Annotated in this window: 17 protein-coding genes; 5 read left to right on the top strand and 12 right to left on the bottom strand. The window is 67.8% G+C overall.

Going from position 1 to position 22,560, the window contains the following annotated elements; all coding sequences use genetic code 11:
• The first annotated feature begins 17 nt into the window (after nt 1-17).
• Nucleotides 18-932, top strand: a complete 915-nt coding sequence (locus ACNFIA_RS09495) for a LysR family transcriptional regulator (protein WP_259755379.1) — start codon at nt 18-20, stop codon at nt 930-932.
• 364 nt (nt 933-1,296) lie between these two features.
• Here ACNFIA_RS09495 and ACNFIA_RS09490 read toward each other — a convergent pair whose 3' ends face one another.
• On the bottom strand, nt 1,297-2,769 hold the full coding sequence (locus ACNFIA_RS09490; protein WP_416784341.1) for an aldehyde dehydrogenase family protein: 1,473 nt from the start codon (nt 2,767-2,769) through the stop codon (nt 1,297-1,299).
• Nucleotides 2,770-3,142: 373 nt separating this feature from the next.
• Nucleotides 3,143-3,880 (bottom strand): nuclear transport factor 2 family protein, encoded by a 738-nt coding sequence (locus tag ACNFIA_RS09485; protein ID WP_259759669.1) that lies wholly within the window; start codon nt 3,878-3,880, stop codon nt 3,143-3,145.
• 239 nt (nt 3,881-4,119) lie between these two features.
• Between ACNFIA_RS09485 and ACNFIA_RS09480 the strand changes: the two genes are divergently transcribed.
• The 3 genes from ACNFIA_RS09480 to ACNFIA_RS09470 all read left to right on the top strand — a co-directional run bounded on the left by ACNFIA_RS09480 (nt 4,120) and on the right by ACNFIA_RS09470 (nt 7,000).
• Nucleotides 4,120-5,505: an NAD(P)/FAD-dependent oxidoreductase gene (locus tag ACNFIA_RS09480; RefSeq protein ID WP_416784339.1), complete on the top strand. Its 1,386-nt coding sequence runs from the start codon at nt 4,120-4,122 to the stop codon at nt 5,503-5,505.
• 11 nt (nt 5,506-5,516) lie between these two features.
• On the top strand, nt 5,517-5,876 hold the full coding sequence (locus ACNFIA_RS09475; protein ID WP_416784337.1) for a cupin domain-containing protein: 360 nt from the start codon (nt 5,517-5,519) through the stop codon (nt 5,874-5,876).
• A gap of 323 nt (nt 5,877-6,199) precedes the next feature.
• Entirely contained in the window at nt 6,200-7,000 is an 801-nt protein-coding gene (locus ACNFIA_RS09470; RefSeq protein WP_416784335.1) for a lytic transglycosylase domain-containing protein, read from the top strand.
• Between the two features lie 259 nt (nt 7,001-7,259).
• Here the strand turns inward: ACNFIA_RS09470 and ACNFIA_RS09465 are convergent, their stop codons facing one another.
• From ACNFIA_RS09465 to ACNFIA_RS09440, 6 genes are all read right to left on the bottom strand, one after another.
• Nucleotides 7,260-8,354 (bottom strand): hypothetical protein, encoded by a 1,095-nt coding sequence (locus ACNFIA_RS09465; RefSeq protein WP_416784333.1) that lies wholly within the window; start codon nt 8,352-8,354, stop codon nt 7,260-7,262.
• Between the two features lie 174 nt (nt 8,355-8,528).
• Nucleotides 8,529-9,680, bottom strand: coding sequence for a M24 family metallopeptidase (locus ACNFIA_RS09460; protein WP_416784331.1), 1,152 nt, complete (start codon nt 9,678-9,680; stop codon nt 8,529-8,531).
• Nucleotides 9,681-9,755: 75 nt separating this feature from the next.
• Nucleotides 9,756-10,598, bottom strand: a complete 843-nt coding sequence (locus tag ACNFIA_RS09455; protein WP_416784329.1) for an ABC transporter permease — start codon at nt 10,596-10,598, stop codon at nt 9,756-9,758.
• Nucleotides 10,595-11,446 carry an ABC transporter permease gene (locus tag ACNFIA_RS09450; protein ID WP_259755390.1) on the bottom strand — a complete coding sequence of 284 codons (852 nt, stop codon included), beginning with the start codon at nt 11,444-11,446 and terminating at the stop codon, nt 10,595-10,597. The genes ACNFIA_RS09455 and ACNFIA_RS09450 overlap by 4 nt, the downstream gene beginning before the upstream one ends.
• Before the next feature lies 1 nt (nt 11,447).
• Complete coding sequence (locus ACNFIA_RS09445) at nt 11,448-12,569, bottom strand: ABC transporter substrate-binding protein (protein WP_416784327.1); 1,122 nt, start codon at nt 12,567-12,569, stop codon at nt 11,448-11,450.
• 40 nt (nt 12,570-12,609) lie between these two features.
• A complete protein-coding gene (locus ACNFIA_RS09440) occupies nt 12,610-13,689 on the bottom strand; it encodes an ABC transporter ATP-binding protein (protein WP_416784325.1) in 1,080 nt (359 codons plus the stop codon).
• Nucleotides 13,690-13,820: 131 nt separating this feature from the next.
• Between ACNFIA_RS09440 and ACNFIA_RS09435 the strand changes: the two genes are divergently transcribed.
• Nucleotides 13,821-14,714, top strand: coding sequence for a LysR substrate-binding domain-containing protein (locus ACNFIA_RS09435; RefSeq protein ID WP_416784323.1), 894 nt, complete (start codon nt 13,821-13,823; stop codon nt 14,712-14,714).
• Between the two features lie 890 nt (nt 14,715-15,604).
• Here ACNFIA_RS09435 and ACNFIA_RS09430 read toward each other — a convergent pair.
• From ACNFIA_RS09430 to ACNFIA_RS09415, 4 genes are all read right to left on the bottom strand, one after another.
• Nucleotides 15,605-18,040, bottom strand: coding sequence for an efflux RND transporter permease subunit (locus ACNFIA_RS09430; RefSeq protein WP_416784320.1), 2,436 nt, complete (start codon nt 18,038-18,040; stop codon nt 15,605-15,607).
• Between the two features lie 59 nt (nt 18,041-18,099).
• Nucleotides 18,100-19,176 carry a WD40/YVTN/BNR-like repeat-containing protein gene (locus ACNFIA_RS09425; RefSeq protein WP_416784318.1) on the bottom strand — a complete coding sequence of 359 codons (1,077 nt, stop codon included), beginning with the start codon at nt 19,174-19,176 and terminating at the stop codon, nt 18,100-18,102.
• A gap of 99 nt (nt 19,177-19,275) precedes the next feature.
• Nucleotides 19,276-20,634, bottom strand: a complete 1,359-nt coding sequence (locus ACNFIA_RS09420; protein WP_259755398.1) for a DUF1329 domain-containing protein — start codon at nt 20,632-20,634, stop codon at nt 19,276-19,278.
• 41 nt (nt 20,635-20,675) lie between these two features.
• Nucleotides 20,676-22,523 carry a DUF1302 domain-containing protein gene (locus ACNFIA_RS09415; RefSeq protein ID WP_416784316.1) on the bottom strand — a complete coding sequence of 616 codons (1,848 nt, stop codon included), beginning with the start codon at nt 22,521-22,523 and terminating at the stop codon, nt 20,676-20,678.
• Nucleotides 22,524-22,560 lie beyond the last annotated feature (37 nt).

The following is a 22,560-nucleotide window of genomic DNA, read 5'->3' as shown; positions in this document are numbered from 1 at the left end:
ATACCAGGAAATAATCCATGGACAAGATGACCGCCCTCACCATGTTCGTCGCCACCGCCGACCACGGCGGCTTCAGCCGCGCGGCCGAACAGCTGGGCAAGACCCCCTCGGCGATCACCAAGGGCGTGGCGCAACTCGAGGCCGAACTGGGCCAAAGGCTGTTCGAACGCACCACACGGCGCATGGCGCTGACCGAAGCCGGGCACATCTACCTGGAAGGCGCGCGCTCGGCGCTGATGCAACTGCAACGCGCCAGCGAGGAAGTCGAACAGTTGCAGACCGAGCTGCGCGGCAGCCTGCGCATCGCCGCACCACCCTCCTTCGCCCCGGCCTTCTTCAACGCGGTGTGCTGCCGCTTCCTGCGCGAGCATCCGCAGGTGCGCCTGGAGGTGGACCTGGCGGACGAATTCGCCGACCTGGTGGAAGGCGGCTACGACCTCGCCCTGCGCGACGGCCCCATCGACCTGCCGGACGTGATCGCCCAGCCGCTGATCGAGAACCGCCTGATGCTCTGCGCCAGCCCTCGCTATCTCGCCGAAAAGGGGATGGAGGTGACGCTGGAGAACTACGAGCAGCACGACTGGCTGATCTTCCGCCACCCGCTGCTGAACCGGAACTTCTGGTGGGTGCAGAAGGACGGCGAACGCCTCCGCATCCGCCAGCCGGTGCCGCGCATCGCCAGCGACAACTATGACTTCCTGCTGGCGTGCCTGCTGGATGGCCAGGGCCTGCAGTTCCTCCCGCAGTGGAGCGCGCTGCCCTACCTGGAAAGCGGCGAGCTGGTGGAGCAGCTACCCGACTGCTGGCGCGACCAGAGCGCCTTCGGGCCCTGGGTGCATGTGCTCTACCTGCCGCACCGGCGCAGCACGCGCAAGGTGCGGGTGTTCATCGAGTACCTGCGCGAGCACCTGCAGGGGAAGGGGTTGGTCTGAGCCAGGACGAAGGCGTTGGCCCGCGGGTGCGACAACGCACACGAATCTGCCGCCGAGCATAGGAGCGGACATTGTTCGCGAGGCATGACCGGCAGGTTCGCAGCCGCCGGCAAGCGATCGCGGACGGAGTCCGCTCCTACGTGGCGGGTGATGACCTGCAGGAGCACGCATGCGCGTGGTCGCGGGCATGGCCCGCTCCTACAGGTTGAGACCGGCGTTGGGCTGTTCGCGAGCAAGCTCGCTCCTACGAAGAGCGGCTCGAAGCACGGGCTGGGCTGTAGGAGCGAGCTTGCTCGCGAACCCGTCCAGCGCGGTAGGCAGGGCGGATAACCCGCAACAGGCAATCCGCCGCCTCACCACAGCCTTACTTGATGTACCACCCCCACGGCTGGTCGCTGAGGTACTCGGTGACCTGCTTGGTCTCCAGGTAGTTGTCCAGCCCCCACACGCCCAGCTCGCGGCCGATGCCGCTCTGCTTGTAGCCGCCCCAGGGCGCCTGGGTGAAGGTCGGCTGCGAGCAGTTGACCCACACGATGCCTGCGCGCAGCCCCCGGCTCACCCGCTGGCAGCGCGCCGGGTCGGCGGACATCACGGCCGCCGCCAGGCCGAACTGGCTATCGTTGGCCAGGCGCAGCGCCTCGGCTTCGTCCTTGAAGCGGCGCACGGCGAGCACCGGGCCGAAGATCTCCTCGCGCCACACGGCGCTGTCCAGCGGGGCGTCGACGAACACCGTGGGCTCGACGAACCAGCCCTTCTCGCGATGGGCCGGACGCTTGCCGCCAGTGACCAGCTTCGCCCCGTCGCGCACGCCGGCCTCGATGGCCTGCAGCACCTTGGCGTGTTGCCCGGCACTGACCAGCGGGCCGAGCAGCACGCCCGGCTCCAGGCCATTGCCGATGGTGATACGGCGGGCCTCTTCCACCAGGCGCTCGATCAGCCGGTCATGCAGCCCCTCCTGCACCAGCAGGCGCGAGGTCGCGCTGCACACCTGCCCCTGGTTCCAGAAGATGCCAAAGAGGATCCACTCCACCGCTGCTTCGATATCGGCGTCATCGAAGACGATGAACGCCGACTTGCCGCCCAGCTCCAGGCTGACGTTCTTGATGTCCTGGGCCGCCGCCTGCATGATCGCGCGCCCGGTGGGCACGCTGCCGGTGAAGGCCAGCTTGTCCACGCCCGGGTGCGCCGACAGCGGCGAGCCGGCATCGCGGCCCAGGCCGGTGACCACGTTGAGCACGCCCTTGGGCAGGCCCACGGCATCGGCCGCGGCGGCCAGTTCCAGGGAGGTCAGCGGGGTCAGCTCGGAGGGTTTGAGCACGGCGGTGCAGCCGGCGGCGAGTGCCGGCGCGACCTTCCACGAAGCCATCAGCAGCGGGTAGTTCCACGGGATGATCTGCCCGGCCACGCCGACCGGCTCGCGCAGCACGCGGCAGGCGAAACGCTCGTCGGGCAACGCGACCACTTCGCCCTCGCCGTTCAACCCTTCGGCCAGCTCGGCGTAGTAGTCGAAGCAGCCGATGGCGTCGTCGATGTCCCACTGCGCCTCGGGCAGCGGCTTGCCGTTGTCCTGCACTTCCAGGCGGGCCAGGTCTTCGCGGCGGCCACGCAGGTTGTCGGCGATGGCGCGCAGGTAGCCGGCGCGTTCCTTGCCCGTGCTGCGGCCCCACTCGCCCTCGTCGAAAGCCCGGCGTGCGGCCTGCACGGCGCGGTCCACATCCTCGCCGGTGGCGGCGGCGACTTCGGTCAGCACGGCTTCGCTGGAGGGTTCGTACACCTCGAAGCGGCCGCCTTGTGCGGGTGCCTGCCACTGGCCGTCGATATAGAGCTGGTCGCGCATGGGGAGGTCTCCTGAGCGGGTTGGAATGATTGTCGGCCGAGCATAGGGAAATGCGCGTCAGGTTGATAACGCGGGCGCCCTGCATGCGGGCACGCGCGGAACTCCTCGCGGGAGCGATTGGCCTCTCTGGAAAGTTCAGCGTTGTGCTGCCCTCACCCCAGCCCTCTCCCTCAGGAAGAGGGGGCAAATCGTGCCGGCTGATAGCGAAGACTCCCCCTGCACCGAACGGTCCCCTCTCCCCCTGGGAGAGGGCTAGGGTGAGGGCCGATCCGAGCGCAGATGCCTCATGCAGGAGCGAGCTTGCTCGCGAACCGCCCAGCTGCGGAGCCAAGGGAAACATCCGTTCGCGAGCACGCTCGCTCCTACCGGTACGTCACGCGCGCTGTTGCTCCAGGTACGCCTTGGGCGACAACCCCGTCTCCTCGCGGAAGCAGCGGTAGAAGGTCGACAGCGAGCGGAACCCGGCCGCGCGCGCCAGCTCATCGATGCGCGTGACGCTGGTGGCGCCGTCCAGTTGGGCGAGCAGGTGGCGCAGGCGCAGCTGGTTCAGGTACTGGTAGAAACTCAGGCCCAGCACCTGGTTGAGGAAGTAGGAAATCTGGTTGCGCGTGTAGCCGGTGGCCGCCGCGACCTGGGGCATGTCCAGGTCGGGGTTGAGGAACGGCCGGGTCTGCTGGAAGTACTGCTGGATATCGCCGCCGAGCAGGCTCAGCTGCCGCGCCGACAACCCCAGGCGGCTGTCGGCCATGCGCGGTTGCGGCTCGCTGGCGGTTTTCTCCGGCTGGCCGACCAGTGCGGCGTGCTCGTTCACCCGGATGATCCTGCCGTCACGCACGGTGTAGGCCTCGGTGGCGCGGAACGACACCAGGCCCTGGGTGCCGCGCAAGGTCACCTGGTACTGCAGGAAAGCGGTGTCGCCGTCCACGCGCAGGCGGTCGGTGTAGACCTGCGATTCATCGCCGGCCGCCGGCATGCTGGTCTGCAAGTAATCGCGCAACTCGCTCGGCGCAATCCGACGCCCCTGGAAGAAATCGGTGTACTCCACCTGCGGATCGAACAGCGCCATCAGCGCCTCGATGTCGTGCCGACGCCAGGCCTGGTGATAGCGCATCACCACCGCGTGGGTGCTGGCGCTCGCCGGGTCGGGCTGGTAAGGCGTGCCTTCCAGCGTGGCACTCCAGCCCTGTTCTTCGCTCATGCTGTTCCCCTGCCGGTCTGGGCCGGCTTTCCTGCTCCGGGCGTGCCCGCAAAGAGCGGGAAGGCGTATGCCTGAGCCCCCCGGAGCGATTACAAAACTCGGATACGGCCCGAAGACCGCTTTTTCTTCCGACATTCTGCCGGAGTTTTCCGATGACATCCGCCCTTCTTGCGCACGCCATTCCCCGACCCTTCTGGCTCGATACCCTCGATCCCGCTCCCGCCGCGCCGGCGCTGGAAGCCGATCGCCGCTTCGACCTGGTGGTGGTCGGCGGCGGCTTCACCGGTCTCTGGACCGCCCTGCACGCCCGCCTGCGCTGGCCCGGCGCGGGCATCGCGGTGGTCGAGGCGCGGCGTTGCGGCGGCGAAGCCAGCGGGCGCAATGGCGGCTTCTGCGCGCCGAGCATTTCCCACGGCGTAGGCAACGCCTTGCGCCGCTGGCCGGAAGAAGCCGAAACCCTGGTACGCCTGGGCCGTCAGAACCTCGACGAATTCGAGGCGGACCTGAACCGCTTTGGCATGAACGTGGAGTTCGAGCGCCGCGGCAAGCTCAGCGTTGCCGCACAACCCTGGCAGGTCGATGGCCTGCGCGGCATGCAGCGCAACTACCAGCGCTTCGGTATCGACTGCGAGTGGCTCGAAGGCGCGGAACTGGCACAGAAACTCGATTCGCCCCTCTACAAGGCCGGCGTGTTCGAGCCCAACTACGCGCTGCTCAACCCGGCGAAAATGGCTGCCGAGCTGCGCCGGGTCTGCCTGGAGCACGGCATCCAGCTGTTCGAGAACACCCCCGTGCACGAGCTGCACCAGCGTGGCGACCGCTTGCTGCTGCGCTGTGACCGTGGCGAGCTGGAAGCCGGGCAGATCGCCCTGGCCACCAACATCGCGCCGCCGCTGCTGGGTCATCTGAATTCCAGCGTGATCCCGGTGTACGACTACTCGCTGGTCACCCAGCCGCTCACCGACGATCAGCTGCGCGCCATCGGCTGGGTCGACCGCTACGGCATCGCCGACGCCGGCAACCAGTTCCACTACCTGCGCAAGACCGCCGACAACCGCATCCTGTGGGCCGGCTTCGACGCCATCTATCACTTCGGCAGCCGCCGCGACGAAGCCCTGACCCAGCGCCCGGAAAGCTTCCAGCGCCTGGCCGGGCAGTTCCGCGAGGCCTTCCCGCAGCTCGGCCCGGTCGAATTCAGCCACGCGTGGGGCGGCATCATCGATACCTCCGCGCGCACCACGCTGTTCACCGGCTGCGTACTCGACAACCGCGTCGCCTACGCGCTGGGCTTCACCGGCCAGGGCGTGGCGGCGAGCCGTTTCGCCGCGCTCAACATGCTCGACCAGCTGGGCGGCGAAAGCACCGAACGCACCCGGCTGCGCATGACCTCGCAGAAGCCCTTCCCCTTCCCGCCCGAGCCGCTGCGCTACCTCGGCGTGCGCCTGGCGCAGCGTTCGCTGGCCAAGGAAGACCGCACCGGCCGCCGCGACCTGCTGCTCAAGTCCCTCGATGCCTTCGGCGTCGGTTTCGATTCCTGATGGAGAACCCCATGTCCACCCTGCCCCGCCACGTCATCGACTTCGCCAACCCGGACCTCGCCCCGCAGGAGCGCGAGATCAACGACCCGACCATCGTCGATGTGCCGTACCGCAGCCGCAGCTGGCGGCACTTCAGTGCGCCGGAAAAGAACGCCATCGCCGGCATCTGGGAGGCCGGCGTGCACCTGGAACGCTGCGAATGCGACTACGACGAGCTGTGCCATATCCTCGAAGGCACGGTGCGCCTGACCGACGCCGAGGGCGTGGCGAGGACCTTCGGGCCGGGGGATTCCTTCGTGGTCGCGGCGGGGTTCAAGGGCACCTGGGAGAACCTCACGCCGGTGCGCAAGGTGTACTTCATTCTGGGCTGAGTCCTGCGTCTGGACGGTTCGCGAGCAAGCTCGCTCCTACAGGCAACGGTTGCTGTCGGAGCGGATTCATCCGCGATGTCTTTACGGCGGATGCCGATCGCGGACGGAGTCCGCTCCTACGCACCGATTGGCCCCGCGCGAATCGAGCCCACCGGAACGCCCACCAGCCGTACGTCTGCGCACGCGCCACGGTGAAATGAAACGGCTATAACTAGCGGAACGAAACGGCGGGCCGCCGGGTTGCCCCTGCGATGCCCGCCCCGATTGGCCTTTTCCCCAGCCCGGTTCAGGCGTGCCCAGCCTGATCGGCGCGGAGCGGTGCGATGAGTTCCAGAGCTTGGCGATGGGCCCGCAGGTGCCTACCCGGATGCGTCGGCCTGGCCTTGCTGGCCGCTCCGCTCTTCGCCAACGCCCAGTTCACCTGCCACGCCCGCGACGGCACGGTCAGCCACGGCAGCCAGGCGGTTGCCGGCGCGCGCTGCACCCAGCAGCACGGCAAGGCCGGCCAGGGCGTCAAGGCAAAAGCCGCGGCGCCATCCGCGCGCGGCACCGCGTCGGGCGCAGAGCGCATCCGCGTGTACACCTTCGTCCATAACGGCGTGCGCCAGTATGTGAGCCGCCGCCCGGTCGGCATCACCGCGCGGGTCGACGTGCTCGACGTGTACTACATCAAGGGCTGCTACCTGTGCATGGCGCCGAAGGATTTCAACGTCGCGGCCCTGCGCCTGGACACCCGCTCCTACCGGCGGGAAATCGAGTCGGCCTCGACGCGCTATGGCGTCGACCAGGCGCTGGTGCGGGCGGTGATCCATGCCGAATCGGCATTTCAACCCAACGCCGTCTCCATCGCCGGCGCCCAGGGGTTGATGCAGCTGATGCCCGACACCGCCGAGCGCTTCAACGTGAGCGACCCGTTCGACGCCAGGCAGAACATCCGTGGCGGCGTGCGCTACCTGGCCTGGCTGCTCAAGCGCTTCAACGGCAACCAGCGGCTGGCGCTGGCCAGCTACAACGCCGGCGAAATGACCGTCGACAAGTACAACGGCATCCCGCCCTACAGCGAGACGCAAACCTATGTCGCCCGCGTGCAGTCGCTGACTGAGCGTTATCGCAACCATCGCTGACGGGGTGGTTCGGTGAGGGTTCGCGAGCAAGCTCGCTCCTACCCAAGAGCGCGCCGGAGTTTGACCGGGCTGCAGGAGCGAGCTTGCTCGCGAACCGCATGTGAAGCGACGTAGGGCGCATAACCTGGAACAGGTTATCCGCCGGGCCGCCCTGACCCGCGATGGTCTGGCCCATGCTCCGATATCCACCGGAGCGGCGGCGAACCGATCGCGGACGCAGTCCGCTCCTACGCCAAGCCTACCCCTGCGCGCCGGCGGCTCAGGCGAACGTCCACCCCGCCGCTGCCAGCCGCGTATCCAGCGCCGCCAGGTCGGCTTCCACCCGCGCCGCCGGTTCCGGCATGTACGCCAGGGGGTCGGGCAGCGTGGACGGCTGACCGAGGAAGCCTTCCGTCGCGGCGTGCAGGCAATAGGCGCTGTAGGCCGGGTTGTAGCCGCCCTCCTGCACCACCAGCAGGCGTCCCTGGCAGAGTTCGTCGGCCAGCGCACGGGCGCGGCGGGCCAGGCGGTTGAAGCCCTGCATGGTCACCAGCTGGCGGCCGTTGGGGTCGAACTGCGAGGCGTCCAGGCCGTTGGCGATGATCAGCAGGTCCGGTTTGAAGGCCCGCAGCGCGGGCTCGACGAAGCGGCTGAAGACCCACTCGTAGAGCTGGTCGCCCGAGCCCATGGGCAGCGGCAGGTTGAGGTTGCTGCCCAGCCCCGCGCCCCGGCCGCGTTCGTCCGCCGCGCCGGTCTGCGGGTGGCTCGGCCCCCAGGCGCCGTGGTCCATGTGCAGGGATACCGTGAACACCGACGGGTCGTCGTAAAAACCTTCCTGCGTCCCGTTGCCGTGGTGCACGTCCCAGTCGACGATGGCCACGCGCTCCAGCCCCGCCGCCTGCGCCGCCCGCGCAGCGATACCGACGTTGTTGAAGAAGCAGTAGCCGTCAGCCATCGCCGGCGCGGCGTGGTGGCCCGGCGGGCGCACCAGGGCCATGGCCGGGTTGCCGCTCGCCAGCATGCTGTCCAGCGCCGCCAGGCTGGTGCCGGCGGCGGCCAGCAACCCGGCGAGGCTGCCGGCGGACATCAGCGTGGTGCTGCTGAAGCGCTTGCCCTGGGCGTCCGCCGCGAAGATGCCGCGCAGGTAGTCGGCATCGTGAAAGCGCAGCAGCTCTTCTTCCCTGGCATGGCGGCCTTCCTGCCAGCGCAGCGAGCCGGCGACCGGCCCGCGCTGGAGGATGGCGCGCATGTTCAGCAGCCGGGGATTGCTCTCCGGGTGCAGCAGTTGCTCGGCCAGCAGGTCGCTGGGCGGCGCCTCGAAGACGCCGGCGGCGGTGTCGTGGCGCAGCACGTCGTCGTGCCAGAAAACATCCATCGTGTGGCTCATCGGAAACCCTCGGATTCCATCACTGCGCCCGCAAACGCAGGCACGCTTCAAACAGGTTCATACGGGTGTGCATTGGGCCGGAGAACTCGGCGGGCGGCCTAAGACAGTGCTTAGCACGGCAAGGCCGCCCAACGACGTCATACGGCTGAAGGCGAGCCCGTATCAGTCGATGATCGTCAGCTCCGGCGGAATCTCCGACAGGCTCGCCGAGCCCTGCTCGCCGCACAGCACGGTGTCGCCGAGCTTGATGCCGAAGCCTTCGCTGTACAAGGACAGGTTGGGCTCGATGGAGAACGACATGTTCGGCTGGAACACGTGGTCGTCGGCCTCGTCCACCATCATCGCTTCCAGCCAGGTCGGCGGGTAGGCCAGCCCCAGGCTGTAGCCGATGCGATGCACGCGGGTGCGCGAGAGGTCGATGCGGTCGAGGATCTGGTTGCACACGCGGTTGGCCTCGCCCACCGGGGTGCCCGGCGTGGCGATCTCGATGGCGGCGTTGAAGGCCTCGGTGAGCAGGCTCGCCACCTCCTTCACCCGCGGGCTGGGTTTGCCGATCACCGCGGTGCGCATGAGGATGGCGTGGTAGCGGTTGCACACGCCGGCGTGTTCGAGGATCACCACGTCGCCATGGCTGATGGTCTGACGGTGCGGCATGGCGTGGGTCATGGTGCTGCGGCGGCCGGTGGCGCACATCGGGCTGATCGCCGAGTACTCGCTGCCGGCGCGGCCCAGGGCATTGGCGACGATGCCGGCCACTTCCACTTCGGAGATGCCCGGATGCAGCGCCTCGAAGGCCGCCAGCATGCCCTGGTCGGCCATGCGCGCGGCGCTGCGCTGGTATTCGATTTCCTCGGCGGTCTTGATCAACCGGTTCTCGGCGATCAGCGGGCCGGCATCTTCGAAACGCGCTTCGGGCATATAGCCCAGCAGTGCGTTGTACTGCGCCGGGGAGAAGGTCGAGGCGGTCATTTCCAGGCCGATGCGCGCCTGGCTCAACCCTGCCTGGGCGAGCACGTCGGCGACGATCTTCAGCGGGTCCTGCCGGGCGATGTCATAGAAGATCGCCTCGTTGATGCACGACAGCTCCCAGGTGCAGGGCTCCTCGCTGGTGCGGGTGAGGAACACCGGCTCGGCCAGCTTCGGCGAAATGATCAGCGCCTGGTACCAGAGGAAGCCCAGGCTGTCGAAGCCGGTCAGGTAGTTGATGTTGTCCGGGTAGTTGACCACCAGGGCGTCCAGGCCACGATCGGCCATGCGCCGTTTGACGGCGTCGACGCGTTGACGGTAGGTGCGCGCGGGGAAAGCGGTAAGCATGGGGATTCCCTCCTCAGGGACAAGGTGCAAGCGACAGGCAGTTCAGGTGGCGGCCATCGGGCCGCCGGAGGTGGATCAGGAAGGCGGTCGATGCCGTTCGAGGTACATGCGCAGCAGCATCACCGCCAGGGTGAGGACGATCATCAGGGTGGAGACGGCGGCAATCGCCGGGTCGAGGTTGTAGCGCAGGCCGTCCCAGATGCGCTTGGGCAGCGTCACCACGTTCAGGCCGCTGGTGAACAGGGTCACCACCACCTCCTCCCAGCTCATCACGAAGCCCATGAAGAAGCCGCCGAGAATGCCGCCGCGCACGTTGGGCAGCAGCACGTGCCAGAGCGTTGGCCAGAGCCCGGCGCCGAGGGAGCGCGAGGCCTTGTACAGGCTCAGGTCGAGCCGCGCGTAGGCCACCAGCAGGGCGATCACCGCGTACGGCAGCGCCATCAGCAGGTGGCCGAAGCCGACGCCCAGCAGGTGGTCGAGCATGCCCAGGCGCGCGTCGAGGTAGTAGATCGACATGGCCGAGACCACCTGCGGGACGATCATCGGCAGCAGCACGATCAGCGTCAGTACGGTGCGAAAACGCCGCTGCAGCCAGATGCCGGTGGCGAAGAGGAAGGCCAGCGCGGTGGACAGCGCGCCGACCACCAGCGCCAGCCCCAGGCTCTGCAGGATCGACAGCAGCCAGGCGCCGTCGAACAGCGTCGCGTAGTGGCGCAGCGACCAGCCGCCGTCCGGGAAGGCCAGGTAGCGCTGGTTGCCGAACGACAGCGGCACGATCACCAGGATCGGCAGCAGCAGGAACAGCGCGGACAGCCCCAGCGCGGTCCAGGACAACCAGCGCCCCAGCGGCGGGCGCGGCAGTGGCGGCTTTTTCACGCCCTTGGGCATGGCGGAGAGATAGGTTCCCTGCGGAGTCACAGCTCAGTCCTCCCGAGCAGGCGGCGGTAGCCGATGAGTTGTCCGAACAGCAGCGCGCAGCCCACCACCAGCAGCATCAGCACGATGCTCAGCGCCGCGCCCAGGCCCCAGTTGGAAAGCTGGAACATCTGCACGTAGATGTATTCGGCGAGCATCGCGGCCTTGCCGCCGCCCAGCAGCGCGGGGGTGACGAAACAGCCGAGGCTGAACACGAAGACGATGGCCGAGGCGGCGACCACGCCCGGCAGGGTCAGCGGGATGAAGATGTCCCTGAGCGTCTGCCAGTGGCTCGCGCCCAGGCTGCTGGACGCGCGCAGCAGGCTGTCGTCCACCTGTTTCAGCGAAGACAGCAGCGGCAGCACCGCGTACGGCACCATGAAGTGCACCATGCCGATCAGCGCGCCCAGCTCGTTGCGCACCAGCGGCGGCGGCGCGTCGAACCAGCCGGTGGCCATCAGCCCCTGGCTGACCAGCCCCCCGTTGCGCAGCAGCACCAGCCAGGCGAAGGCGCGGATCAGCATCGACAGCCAGAACGGCAGCAGCACGAACAGCTCGATCAGTTGCCGGCCGCGCGGCGTTGCGAAGCGCCAGCGGTAGGCGATCAGGTAGGCGATGGCGACGCTGATCGCGGTGGTCAGCAGGCAGATGCGCAGGGTGCGCCAGATTACCGCCTGCAGGTTGGCGTTATCGGCAATCGCCGCGTAGTTCTGCATGCCCCACTGCGGCAGGCTGAAGCTCCAGCCGAGCACGCCGAGGGTCGGCAGCAGGTAGCCGACCACCACGAGCACAGGCAGGGGCAGGATCAGCAGGCCGTAGACCGGCAGCACGCCCGGTGCGAAACGTCGCATCTCAGCCCCCGATCAGCGCCAGGTAGCGCTCCAGGGTTTCGCCGTAGTGTTCGGCGTGCCACTTGTTGTTCAGCGACACCTGCTTCTTCAGGTTGTCGGGCGCGGTGGGGTTGATCGCCTGCAACTGGGTGCTCAGCAGCTCGTTGGCCTTGAGGTTCACCGGGCCCATGTTGTAGACCTCCATGAGCCTGGCCTGGACTTCAGGACGAAGGGCATAGGCGATGAAGTCCATGGCTGCCTTCGCGCCGGCCGGGTTGTTCCTGGGCACCATCCACACGGACGGCGAGACGATGCCGCCGTCGAAGCTCCAGTCGATCTTGCCGGCGGTGTCGTTCTTCACCAGCTCGGCGCGGGTGTGCCACATCTGCGCCAGGCTCACCTCGCCGTCGCGGATCAGCTGCTGCGACTCGGCGCCGGTGGACCAGTGGGTGGCGATGTGCGGCAGCAACTGTTCGATCTTGCGCAGGGCGCGGTCCACGTCCAGGGGGTAGAGCTGCTCGGGCGGCACGCCGTCAGCCAGCAGCGCGCATTCGAGGTTGGCGCTCATCCACTTGTAGAGGGTGCGCTTGCCCGGGTACTTCTTCACGTCCCAGAAGTCGGCCCAGGACCTGGGCGGGTTCTTGCCGAAGCGTTCGTGGTCGTAGCCGATCACATAGCTGTAGGTGTAGTTGGCGAGGCCGAAGTCATGCACGTCGCCGTAGCCGATCAGCGACCTGTCGACGATGCCGTAGTCGATGGGCGCGAGGAACTGCTCCCTGCCCAGCCGGTAGGACGAATACATCTCGCCGTCGCACACGTCCCAGCGCACCGCGCCGCTGCTCACCTGGGTCTTCAGCGCGCCCTCGGTGGGGCCGCTGCCGTCCACCTTCAGCGCCAGGCCGGACGCCTGGTCGAAGCCGCCGAAGCTCTTCTCGAAGGCCGGCACCGCATCGCCGCCCCAGTTGGCCAGCACCAGGTTGCCGCCGGCGGCGAAGGCGCGCCCAGCGGCGCCGAACGGCAGCGCACTGGCGGCAGCGAGCAGCAGCAGGCTGCGGTTGAAATCGCGGCGGCTGATGCCGGCGCGCTCGCCTTTCTCGGCGGCGATCTCGATGGCGTCTTCGATGAAGCCCTGGCGTTCTTTCATTGTGATTGCTCCCCGATCGTTTGTTTTCGTTATGCGTGTGTCAGGCGGACAACAGGTGGCAGTGCTGCGGCGACCAGCAGCACCAGTAGCGCTGGCCGCGGCGCAGGCTACCCAGCAGCGGGTGCGCTACCGGCAGGCGCAGGTCGAGGCGCTCGCCCTGCTCCAGGCTCAGTTCGAGATTGACGTGGGCGCCCTGGTAGGTGGCGTTGCCCGCGGTGGCGCAGAGGCCGTTGTCGCGGCCGGCGTCCTGCAGCGGGCGCAGGTCGATGTGCTCCGGGCGCACTGCCAGCCAGTGCGTGCCGCTCCGGCTGGCACCGGGCGTGTGCGCCACGCGCAACGGCTGGCCGCGGAAATCGCAGAGCGTGGCTTCGGCCTCGCGACCGACCACGCCCACCTCCAGCAGGTTGGTGTCGCCGAGGAAGTTGGCGACGAAGCGGCTGGCCGGGCGCTCGTAGACCTCGCGCGGAGTGCCGACCTGTTCCAGGCGGCCCTTGTTGAACACGGCGATGCGATCCGACAGCGCGAGGGCTTCTTCCTGGTCGTGGGTGACGAAGACGAAAGTGGTGCCGAAGTCCTTGTGCATGCGTGCCAGCTCGCCCTGCATCTCCTGGCGCAGACGGCGATCGAGGGCGGACAGCGGCTCGTCGAGCAACAGCAGTTTCGGCTTGAACACCAGCGCCCGGGCCAGCGCCACGCGCTGCTGCTGGCCGCCGGAAAGCTGGCCGATGCCGCGCTCGCCCATGCCGGCGAGGCCGACGCGCTCCAGCACTTCGGCGACCCGGCGCTCGATCTCCGCGCCCGGCACCTTGCGGATGCGCAGCGGGTAGGCGACGTTCTGCGCCACGCTCATGTGCGGGAACAGCGCGTAGCCCTGGAACACCACGCCGAACTCGCGCTGGTCCGGCGACAGGCGGGTGATGTCGCGGCCATCCTGCTCGATGCGCCCTTCGCTGGGCTCGACGAAGCCGGCGAGCATCATCAGCGTGGTGCTCTTGCCCGAGCCGGACGGCCCCAGCAGCGTGAGGAATTCGCCCTGGCGGATGCTCAGGCTGAGGTCGCTCAGGACCTGCAGGTTGCCGTAGCGCTTGCCCAGGCCGAGCAAGTCGACGAAATGCTGCATGGCGGATCTCCAGCCGTTTTTTCTTGTTGATCGGGGTTGGCGTGGAGTCATCTTCTGTGCAAATTTAACTAACGACAATTCAATAGATTTCCACCTGAATCGTTAGTCAAATTCACGAAAAAAGGTCCCTCATGCGTCAGAACAGTGCGTTTCGCCTGCCGTCGCTCATCGCCCTGCGCGCTTTCGAGGCACTGGTGCGGCAGGGCAGCATCGGCCGCGCCGCGCTGGAGCTGCACGTCACCCACGGGGCGGTCAGCCACCAGGTGAAGAAGCTGGAAGAGGAACTGGGCGTGGCACTGGTGGAGCGCCAGGGCAAGGGCGTCAAGCTGACCCCGGCCGGGCGCCAGCTGAGCCAGCAGATCAGCAGCGCCTTCGACCAGCTGCGCGACATCCGCCGCGCCCTGCCCACCGAGGAGCCGGCCGGCGAGCTGCGCATCGCCTGCGCCCCGGCGCTGCTGGCGCGGGTGTCATCGCTGCTGGAAAAATTCCTGCGCAACTACCAGGAAGTCGCCCTGCACCTGCTGCCGATGACCAGCGACCTGGGCGACGTGGACATGGTGATCTCCTTCGGCGAGACGCACATCGAAGGCCAGCGCTTCGCCGCGCTGGGCGACATCCGCTACTTCCCGGTGTGCAGCCCGCGTCTGCTCAACACCCAGGAACACCTGCGCAAACCCCGCGACCTGGCGCGCCAGGTGCTGCTGCACGAAGACGACGGCTTCGACTGGAACCGCTACTTCCTCGCCGCCGGCGTGCCCGGCTTGCAGGCGCGGCAGAACGTCTTCCTGCCCGACGCCTACCTGACCATCCGCGCCGCCCTGGCCGGCGGCGGCGTGACCATCAGTGACCACATCCTCGCCGGCGAAGAGCTGCACCAGGGGCGGCTGGTGCGCCTGTTCGACATCGATTTCCCGGCGCCCCACCCCTACTTCCTGATCATCCCGCCCCACGGTAACCAGGCGTTGGCGCGGGAGTTCGCGGATTGGCTGTTGCACGAGCTGGAGGCGATTCCGGCATTTGATTGATGCCGGGGAGTCCTCTGCGCTCTGGACGCGATCGCGGACGGAGTCCGCTCCTACCGGGCACGGTACTTCCCTGTAGGAGCGGGCCATGCCCGCGATCGTGCCCACGGGGCGCTCCTGCAGGTTGATGCGTGTTTACCTTCAGGTACCGACCGGTATGAAACGCCGGCCCTGCCGGCGGATCGCGGGCATGGCCCGCTCCTACAACGGAACATCGGCGCGACTCGCGAGCTCGCTCCCCCAACTATTTTTCGCCCTTCGCTCTCAGAGGGTTTCCAGAGAAACATCCGCGCGCTCCGAATGCCCCGTTCAGGAGGCCGAGTGGAAGCGGAGTTTCAGGGGTTGAGCGACAGGGATGTCGCGAGAGCTGCGATGGGCCAGGGATGGCCCTTCGCAGCGTGCCCCTGAAACTTCGCTTCAACGAGGGAATTTTTCGCCTAGGCGAAAAACCGGATGTCCGGGGCAAGACCTTTGGTTACTTTGGGTCTTTCCAAAGTGACTCGCCCGAGGGGGCGAAACACGAAGCCCACGCGCACGCCGAAGCATTGCTGGAACACTCGCGTCGAAGCGGCCATGGGGTATGCGCCGGCCCTGCCGGCGGATCGCGGGCGTGGCCCGCTCCTACACGGCAACATGTGCATCATGCGGTTCGCGAGCAAGCTCGCTCCTACAGGGTGTCGCGATCCGGCTCTTTGTAGGAGCGAGCTTGCTCGCGAACCGCACGGCACAGTCCGTAGGGCGGATAACGCGTCAGCGTTATCCGCCGTTGCGGTCATTGGCGCTGAAATGCCCCACCCGAAGCAGCACACCCCAACATCGGTGCCAGAACAGCCGCCGGCCCGGCCGGCAGATCGCGGGCGCGGCCCGCTCCTACAGGGGCACGGCATTCGCGCTCAGAGCTTCTTCCCGCCCAGCAGGAAATGCGACAGCGCCGGGATCAGGATCAGCGCCCCCAGCATGTTCCAGAGGAACATGAAGGTCAGCAGGATGCCCATGTCCGCCTGGAACTTGATCGGCGACCAGGCCCAGGTGATGACGCCCGCCGCCAGGGTCACGCCGACCAGCGCGACCACCTTGCCGGTGAAGGCCACGGCCTGCTGGTAGGCCACCGACAACGGCAACCCGGCGCGCTGCAGTTGCAGCTGCACGCTGAGCAGGTACAACGCGTAGTCCACCCCGATGCCCACGCCCAGCGCGATCACCGGCAGCGTGGCGACCTTCACGCCGATGCCCATCATCACCATCAGCGCTTCGCAGAGGATCGAGGTGAGCACCAGCGGCAGCAGCGCCACCAAGGTCGCGCGCCAGCTGCGGAAGGTGATCAGGCAGAAGATGCCCACCGCGGCGTAGACGTAGAACAGCATGCGGTGGTTGGCCTCGCGCACCACGCGGTTGGTCGCCGCTTCGATCCCGGCGCTGCCGGCGGCCAGCAGGAACTGGCGCTCCGGCGTGCTGTTGGCGCGGGCGAAGGTCTCGGCGATGCCAGCCACTTCATCCAGGGTCTGCGCCTTGTGGTCCTTGAGGAAGGCGATCACCGGCATCAGCGAGCATTCGGTGTTGAACAGCTCCGGGGTGTTCACCGAGGCCTGTTGGGCGGCGTAGTTGAGCACGTCCTGGTTGCGCTGCAGGCTGGCGAACTTGGGGTTGCCCTCGTAGGTGCCGGCAGTGATCTGCCGCACGGCGTTGACCAGCGAGGTGGTCGCCTGCACGCCTTCATGCTGTTGCAGCGCCCAGCCCAGGCGGTCGGCGAGGATCAGCGTGCGGTAGTTCAGGCAGCCTTCCGGCGCAGTCTTCACCATCACCGCGAAGAGGTCGCTGGAAAGCGCGTAGTGGCTGGTGATGTAGGCGTTGTCACGGTTGTAGCGCGAGTCGGCGCGCAGCTCCGGGGCGCCGGCATCGAGATCGCCGATCTGCAGGTGCTGGCTGACCAGCAGGCCGCCGGCGCCCAGCAGCGCGGCGATAACCAGGGTGACGCCGGCCCAGCGGCGCTGGGTGAAGCGGTCCAGCAGGTCCCACAGCTTGCCCAGGCCGACATGCTGGTCCGCCTGGCGGTCCTCGCGCAGGGCGCGGGCGGCGGCTTTCGGGCTGACGCCGACGTAGGACAGCGCCACCGGCATCATCAGCAGCGAGGTGAAGATCAGCACCGCCACGCCGATGCTGGCGGCGATGGCCAGGTCCTGGATGACCGGGATGTCGATCAGCATCAGCACGGCAAAGCCCACGGCATCGGACAGCAGCGCGGTGACGCCGGCCAGGAACAGGCGGCGGAAGGTGTTGCGCGCGGCGACCTGCTTGTGGGTGCCGCGGCCGATGTCCTGCATGATGCCGTTCATCTTCTGGGTGGCGTGGGACACGCCGATGGCGAAGATCAGGAACGGCACCAGGATCGAGTATGGGTCCAGCGCATACCCCAGCCACGCCACCAGCCCCAGTTGCCAGACCACGGCCAGGAGCGAGCAGCCGATCACCAGCAGGCTGCTGCGCAGGCAGCGGGTATAGAAGAAGATGATGACGAAGGCAGTGACCACCGCCAGGCCGAAGAAGAACATCACCCGCACCAGGCCGTCGATCAGGTCGCCCACCAGCTTGGCGAAGCCGATCACGTGCAGGCGCACCGGGCCCTTGCCCTCCTCGCCGACGGCGAAGGCGCGCTCGTCGCCCAGGTATTCGTACTTCAGACGCAGGTCGTCGAGGGCGCGGGAGAATTCGCGATAGTCGATGCCCTTGCCGGTGGCCGAGTCGCGGTCCAGCAGCGGCACCACCAGCATGCTGGAGCGGAAGTCGTTGCCCACCAGGCTGCCGACGATGCCGGCGCGGGCGATGTTCTGGCGCAGTTGCCCGATGGATTCGGGCTTGCCGTCGTAGCCGTCGGGCATCACCGGGCCGCCCTGGAAGCCTTCCTCGGTGACCTCGGTCCAGCGTACCGCCGGCGACCACAGCGACTTCATCCAGGCGCGGTCGACGCCGTGGCTGAGGAACAGCTGGTCGCTGATCTGCCGCAGGTTGGCGAGGTAGGCCGGGTCGAAGATGTCGCCCGTGGGATTTTCCACCACCACCCGCACCGAGTTGCCCAGGCCGCGCAGGGCGGCGCGGTTGTCCAGGTAGTTGCGGATGTACGGGTCGCCGTGGGGGATCATCTTCTCGAACGCCGGGCGCATCTCCAGGCGCGTCACGGCCATGTAGCCCAGCACCACGGTGACCAGCGCGATCAGGGCGATGAACAGCGCGCGGTGGTTGAACACCAGGCGCTCCAGCAGGTTCCCGCTGTGGGTGTCAAAGTCCCGCAGTTCGCGGACTACAGGCATCTCGCCTTGCTTCAGGTCGACCATGAGGCTGTCTCTCTATCTCTTGTTCTTATGAGTCTTGAACCGGTGGCACGCCGCTGCGCTCAGCGCACCGGCATGGCGTTCTCGCGCACGCCGCGGGCACCCACCAGCAACAGGCGGCCGGGGCCGGCCACCGCGCCGCTGACGGGCAGGCGCTCGGCCAGGTCCAGGGGCTTGAAGCTGGCGCCACGGTCGTCGCTGACCAGGCCCTGGCCGGCCTGGCTGAACAGGTACAGCCGGCCGTTGGCGTCGAGGCTGGCGGCGGTCAGGCTGACCGGCAGGCCGGTGTCTACCGCGCTCCAGCTCGCGCCGTTGTCGAGGCTGCGGATCGCATGGCCGCGCAGGCCGTAGGCGAAGATCAGGCCGGGTTGCGCGATCACGCCGAAGAAGCTGCCGGCATAGGGCGACGGCAGGGCGACGAAGCGCTGCTGCGGGTCCTCCTGTTGCCGGTCCAGGCGCAGCAACAGGCCCTGCTCGCCAACGATGAACAGGTCATCGCCGCTGGCCGCCATGGCGGTCAGGTGCAGCGCCTGCGGGTTGTCGATGCGATGGTTCCACGGCTCCCAGCTGCGCCCGCCGTCGCGGGTGTGCAGGATCAGGTTGAACGCGCCGATCACGAAGCCTTCGTTGGCATCGCGGAACCACAGGTCGAGGAACGGCTTGTCGGCGCCCTCCTCCTGGTACCGGCGCGCCTGGTCCAGCCAGGTGGCGTTGTCCGGCTGCGGGTGGGCGGCGTAGTAGTCGAGCATCACCTGGCCGACCTGCCGGCCGTCGAGCTGGCGCTCCCAGTGCTGGCCGCCATCGGCGCTGTGCAGCACCACCCCGTCGTGGCCGACCGCCCAGCCGTCCTGCGGCGTGGGGAAGCGCACGGCGGTGAGGTCGGAGCTGACCGGCACCTCGGCCTGGCGCCAGCTGGTGCCGCCATCGTCGGAATAGAGAATGTGGCCGCGCGGGCCGACGCTCACCAGGCGCTTGTCGGCGCGGGTGACGGCCAGCAGCGGCGCGCGGGAGGGGTTGGCGCTGTGGGGCGCCGGCTGGTCGAGGACGTCGACGAACGTCTCGGCCTTCTCGCCGGCCTGGGCGCCGCCCGCCAGCAGCAAGGCGCCCAGGATCAGCAGGCGCTTGAAGGGGATCTGCATGAAGCTTTCCTCACAACTCTCTTCGCATCGTTTCCTGCCGCTTTCGCCGCAGGAACCGCGGCGGCCCCGCGCTGCATGCGGGGGCCGCCGCGTCCAGGGTCAGCGAATGCCGCTGCCGGCCAGCGCCTCGGGGGACCACTGGGTCTTGGCCAGGGGGTCGATGTAGCTGATGCCGCCGTACGGGCCGACGACGCCGTTGATGTTGTAGGAGCCGGCGGTCAGGTCGTAGATCATGAACGGCGTGGCGTCCGGGATGCGCTTGTCGTAGCTCTGGCTGAGGAAGGCGAAGGAGCCGCGATAGAGCTGGCCACGGGCGTCGTACTGGTCGGAGGCCAGGGCCACCCAGCTGTCTTCGTCGAGGTAGAAGCGGCGCTTGGCGTAGATGTGCCGCGCGCCGGACTTCAGGGTGCCTTCGACGACCCACACGCGGTGTTTTTCCCAGCGCACGTAGTCGGGCGCCAGGTGGTTGGGCGTGACCACCGGCTTGATGTCGCTGGCGTAGGTCAGGCGGTAGGTGTTGTAGGGCACGATCATTTCCTGCTTGCCCACCAGCTTCCAGTCGTAGCGGTCCAGCGCGCCGTTGAAGACGAACACGTCATCGTAGGTGCCGGCGCCGGCCATGCCGGGGTTGGGGGTGTCGTAGGCGAGGTTCGGCGCCAGCTTCACGCGGCGCTGGCCGGGCAGGTACTGCCAGGCGCGGCGTGGCTGCTGCAGCGGGTTGGCGGCGTCCTTGAGCATCATCGCCTCGCCGGCGCGGCGGGCCGGGCCGCTGTAGTACAGCTTCATCTGGTAGTAGACCTCGGAGCCCTTCACCGGCTGGGTGAGGTCCTCGTACACCGGGTAGTTGATGAAGGCCTGGCCGGTGGTGGCGAGGTTGGCGCTGCCCGAGGCATCGACGTTCCAGGAGTCGTACTTGGCCTTGATGTTCACCCCCTGGTAGCGCAGCAGGAAGTTCCACATGGCCTCGGCGCCGGTCTTCGGAATCGGGAACGGCACGCCCGGCAGCGCGTTGTCGATGGCGGTGCCGCCTTCGAGCGATTGCGCGGTGACGGCGTTCTTCCTGCTGTTCTCCAGCACGGTGTCCGGCAGCGCGGCGCTGCGGTGGGTCGGGTAGACGTCGACGCGGAAGGTCGGATAACGCTTGGCCAGCTCGACGGTGGTGGCCGACAGCTCGTTCTTGTACTGCTCGACGTTCTTGCCGTCGATCACCAGCACCGGCTTGTCGCTGGCGAACGGGTCCGGGCGCATGCTGTCGCCGGCCTTGAAGCTGGCCGGGGCGGTGGTCAGGCCGCCGGCGTAGGCGGGAATCGAGCCATCGCTGCTGGCGGCTTTCTCGGCGCCGACCAGGGTCAGGGTGCTGCCGAGCTGGGCGGCATCCTGCGGGGAAACGGCAGCCTGGGCCAAGCCGCAGAGGGACAGGCCGAGGGCAGTGGCGATCAGGGTGGGTTTGAAGTTCATGCTGTGTTTCTCCTGCTTCGTGGGCGAAGCCTGGGGTGAAATCAGAAAGTGGCCTTCAGGGATGCGGTGACCATGCCGCGGTCCTTCAGCAGGGGCGCAAGGCCCGCCTGCGAGGTGATCTGGCCGGGGATGCACTGGTACTGGCCGTTGGCGCCGGGGGTGTTGTTGTCGCGGCCGCTCTCGCAGGTATCGAAGGGGCCGAAGGCGTCGACGTATTTCAGGTCCAGGCGGTATTTCTGGTGGAAGTCCGCGGCCACGCCGACCGAGTAGCTGCCCGCGTCTTCGTTACCGCCCAGCTGCACCGCCGAGTTGCCGTGCAGGCCGACGTTGTAGGACATGGGCATGGACAGGTCGACGCCGGGGAAGGCCTGGTACCAGGTCGGGGTGAAGTTGGCGGACATGGCGTAGGCGTTGGTGGTGACCTTGTCGACGCCGTGGTAGCTGGAGTCGCCCTTGAAGGTCTGCTGGCCTTCGGTGACGTCCACCAGGTGCGTCAGGGTGCCTTCCACCGCCAGCGACGAGGCGTCCCACAGCGGGGTGGCGCCGAAGGTCACCAGGCCGTTGAGCACGACGTGGAAGGTCTTGCCGCGGGCAAGGCCGGTGTCGCCGTCGCTGGGCATCTCTCCGATCAGGTTGGCGCCGTTGATCGCGCCGCGCTTGGCCGCGGCATAGAGCGTCGGGTTGACCGTGGTGAAGTTGCTCGCCAGCGGCATGTTCTCGCGGTAGTTCAGGTCCATGCCGACGCTGACGCCGCCGACTTCCTTGGACAGGCTGATGCCGTAGATGTCGATGTCGTCGGCGTAGGCGGTGACGTAGTTCATCCCCTGCAGGCCGGCGAGGCCCGGCTTGTGCAGGTTCGGCGCATTCACCAGCACCGCCGGCAGGGTGTCGGAGGTCTTGCGGTAGTAGAAGCCCAGGGTGCCGTCGAGCCATTCCGGGCTCCACTTGGCCATCAGGCCGAAGTCGCCGGTGTTGTCCGGCTCGCGGTCGTGGCCGCGCGGCGCGCCATAGAAGGCGTTCTGCGCCGGCAGCGGCAGCCAGAAGACGTTGCCGCCGTCGTTGAGCATGTCGTAGGGGCCCATGTAGGTGCCGCCTTCGGGGAAACGCGAATTCTCGAACTCGAGGAAGTACTGCGCGGCCAGGGTCAGCTCGGGGTTCACCGTCAGCGAGGCGGACAGCTGGTTGCGCGGCATGAACAGCTCCTTCGCCTCGGTGCCGGGCACGTTGTACAGCTTGCCCAGGTCCAGGGCCGACTGGCCGTAGTTGATGCCGTTGGCGGCGCTGAACAGGGTCTCGCCCCAGTAGATGGTGTGGCGGCCGAGCTTGCCGCTGAGCTGCATGTCGTCGCCGACCTGGTGGCTGGCGAAGACGAAGGCATCGAGCAGCTCGCCGGACGGGCCGTTGTAGTAGCGGTCGGCGAAGTTGCTCAGGCCGTGGGTGGCCGGCTGCGCGCCGCGCGGGGCGATGACCGTGCCGTTGCGGCTGACCAGGTGGCCGGCATTGCCTTTCTGGCCGGGGAACGGATTGTCCGAGCCGACATCATCGTAGGCATGGTCGTACCAGCCGGCGGCGGACAGGCGGAAGCCCATGCTGTCGCGGTAGACGAAGTCCAGCTCGCTGAGCAGGTCGAAGCGCTGGGTCACCGGGCTGCCGGAGGAGAAGTTGCGGTCGCCGTCGTTGGTGTTGGCGGTGCCGGCGATCTTGCTGTTGGGCGACTCGACGCGCTGTCCATAGCTGAGCTTGACGGTGTTGTCGAAGCGGATCGACAGGTCCGGGTTGCCGGTGTCCAGCTCGAAGGCCTGCAGCGGCTGCCCGGCCATGGCGGCGAGGACTGCGCTCGCCAGCAGGCAGCGTTGCAGGGGGCGGTGCGGGTTGCTCTGATGATGCATTCTCGTGCTCCGTTTCTTGTTGTGGTCGGGACGCTTT

It is taken from the genome of Pseudomonas sp. NY15437, from assembly GCF_048068435.1.
Classification (GTDB): Bacteria; Pseudomonadota; Gammaproteobacteria; order Pseudomonadales; family Pseudomonadaceae; genus Pseudomonas; species Pseudomonas nitroreducens_B.
The sequence above is the reverse complement of the archived record's forward strand: the minus strand, read 5'-3'. Positions and strand labels throughout refer to the sequence as shown.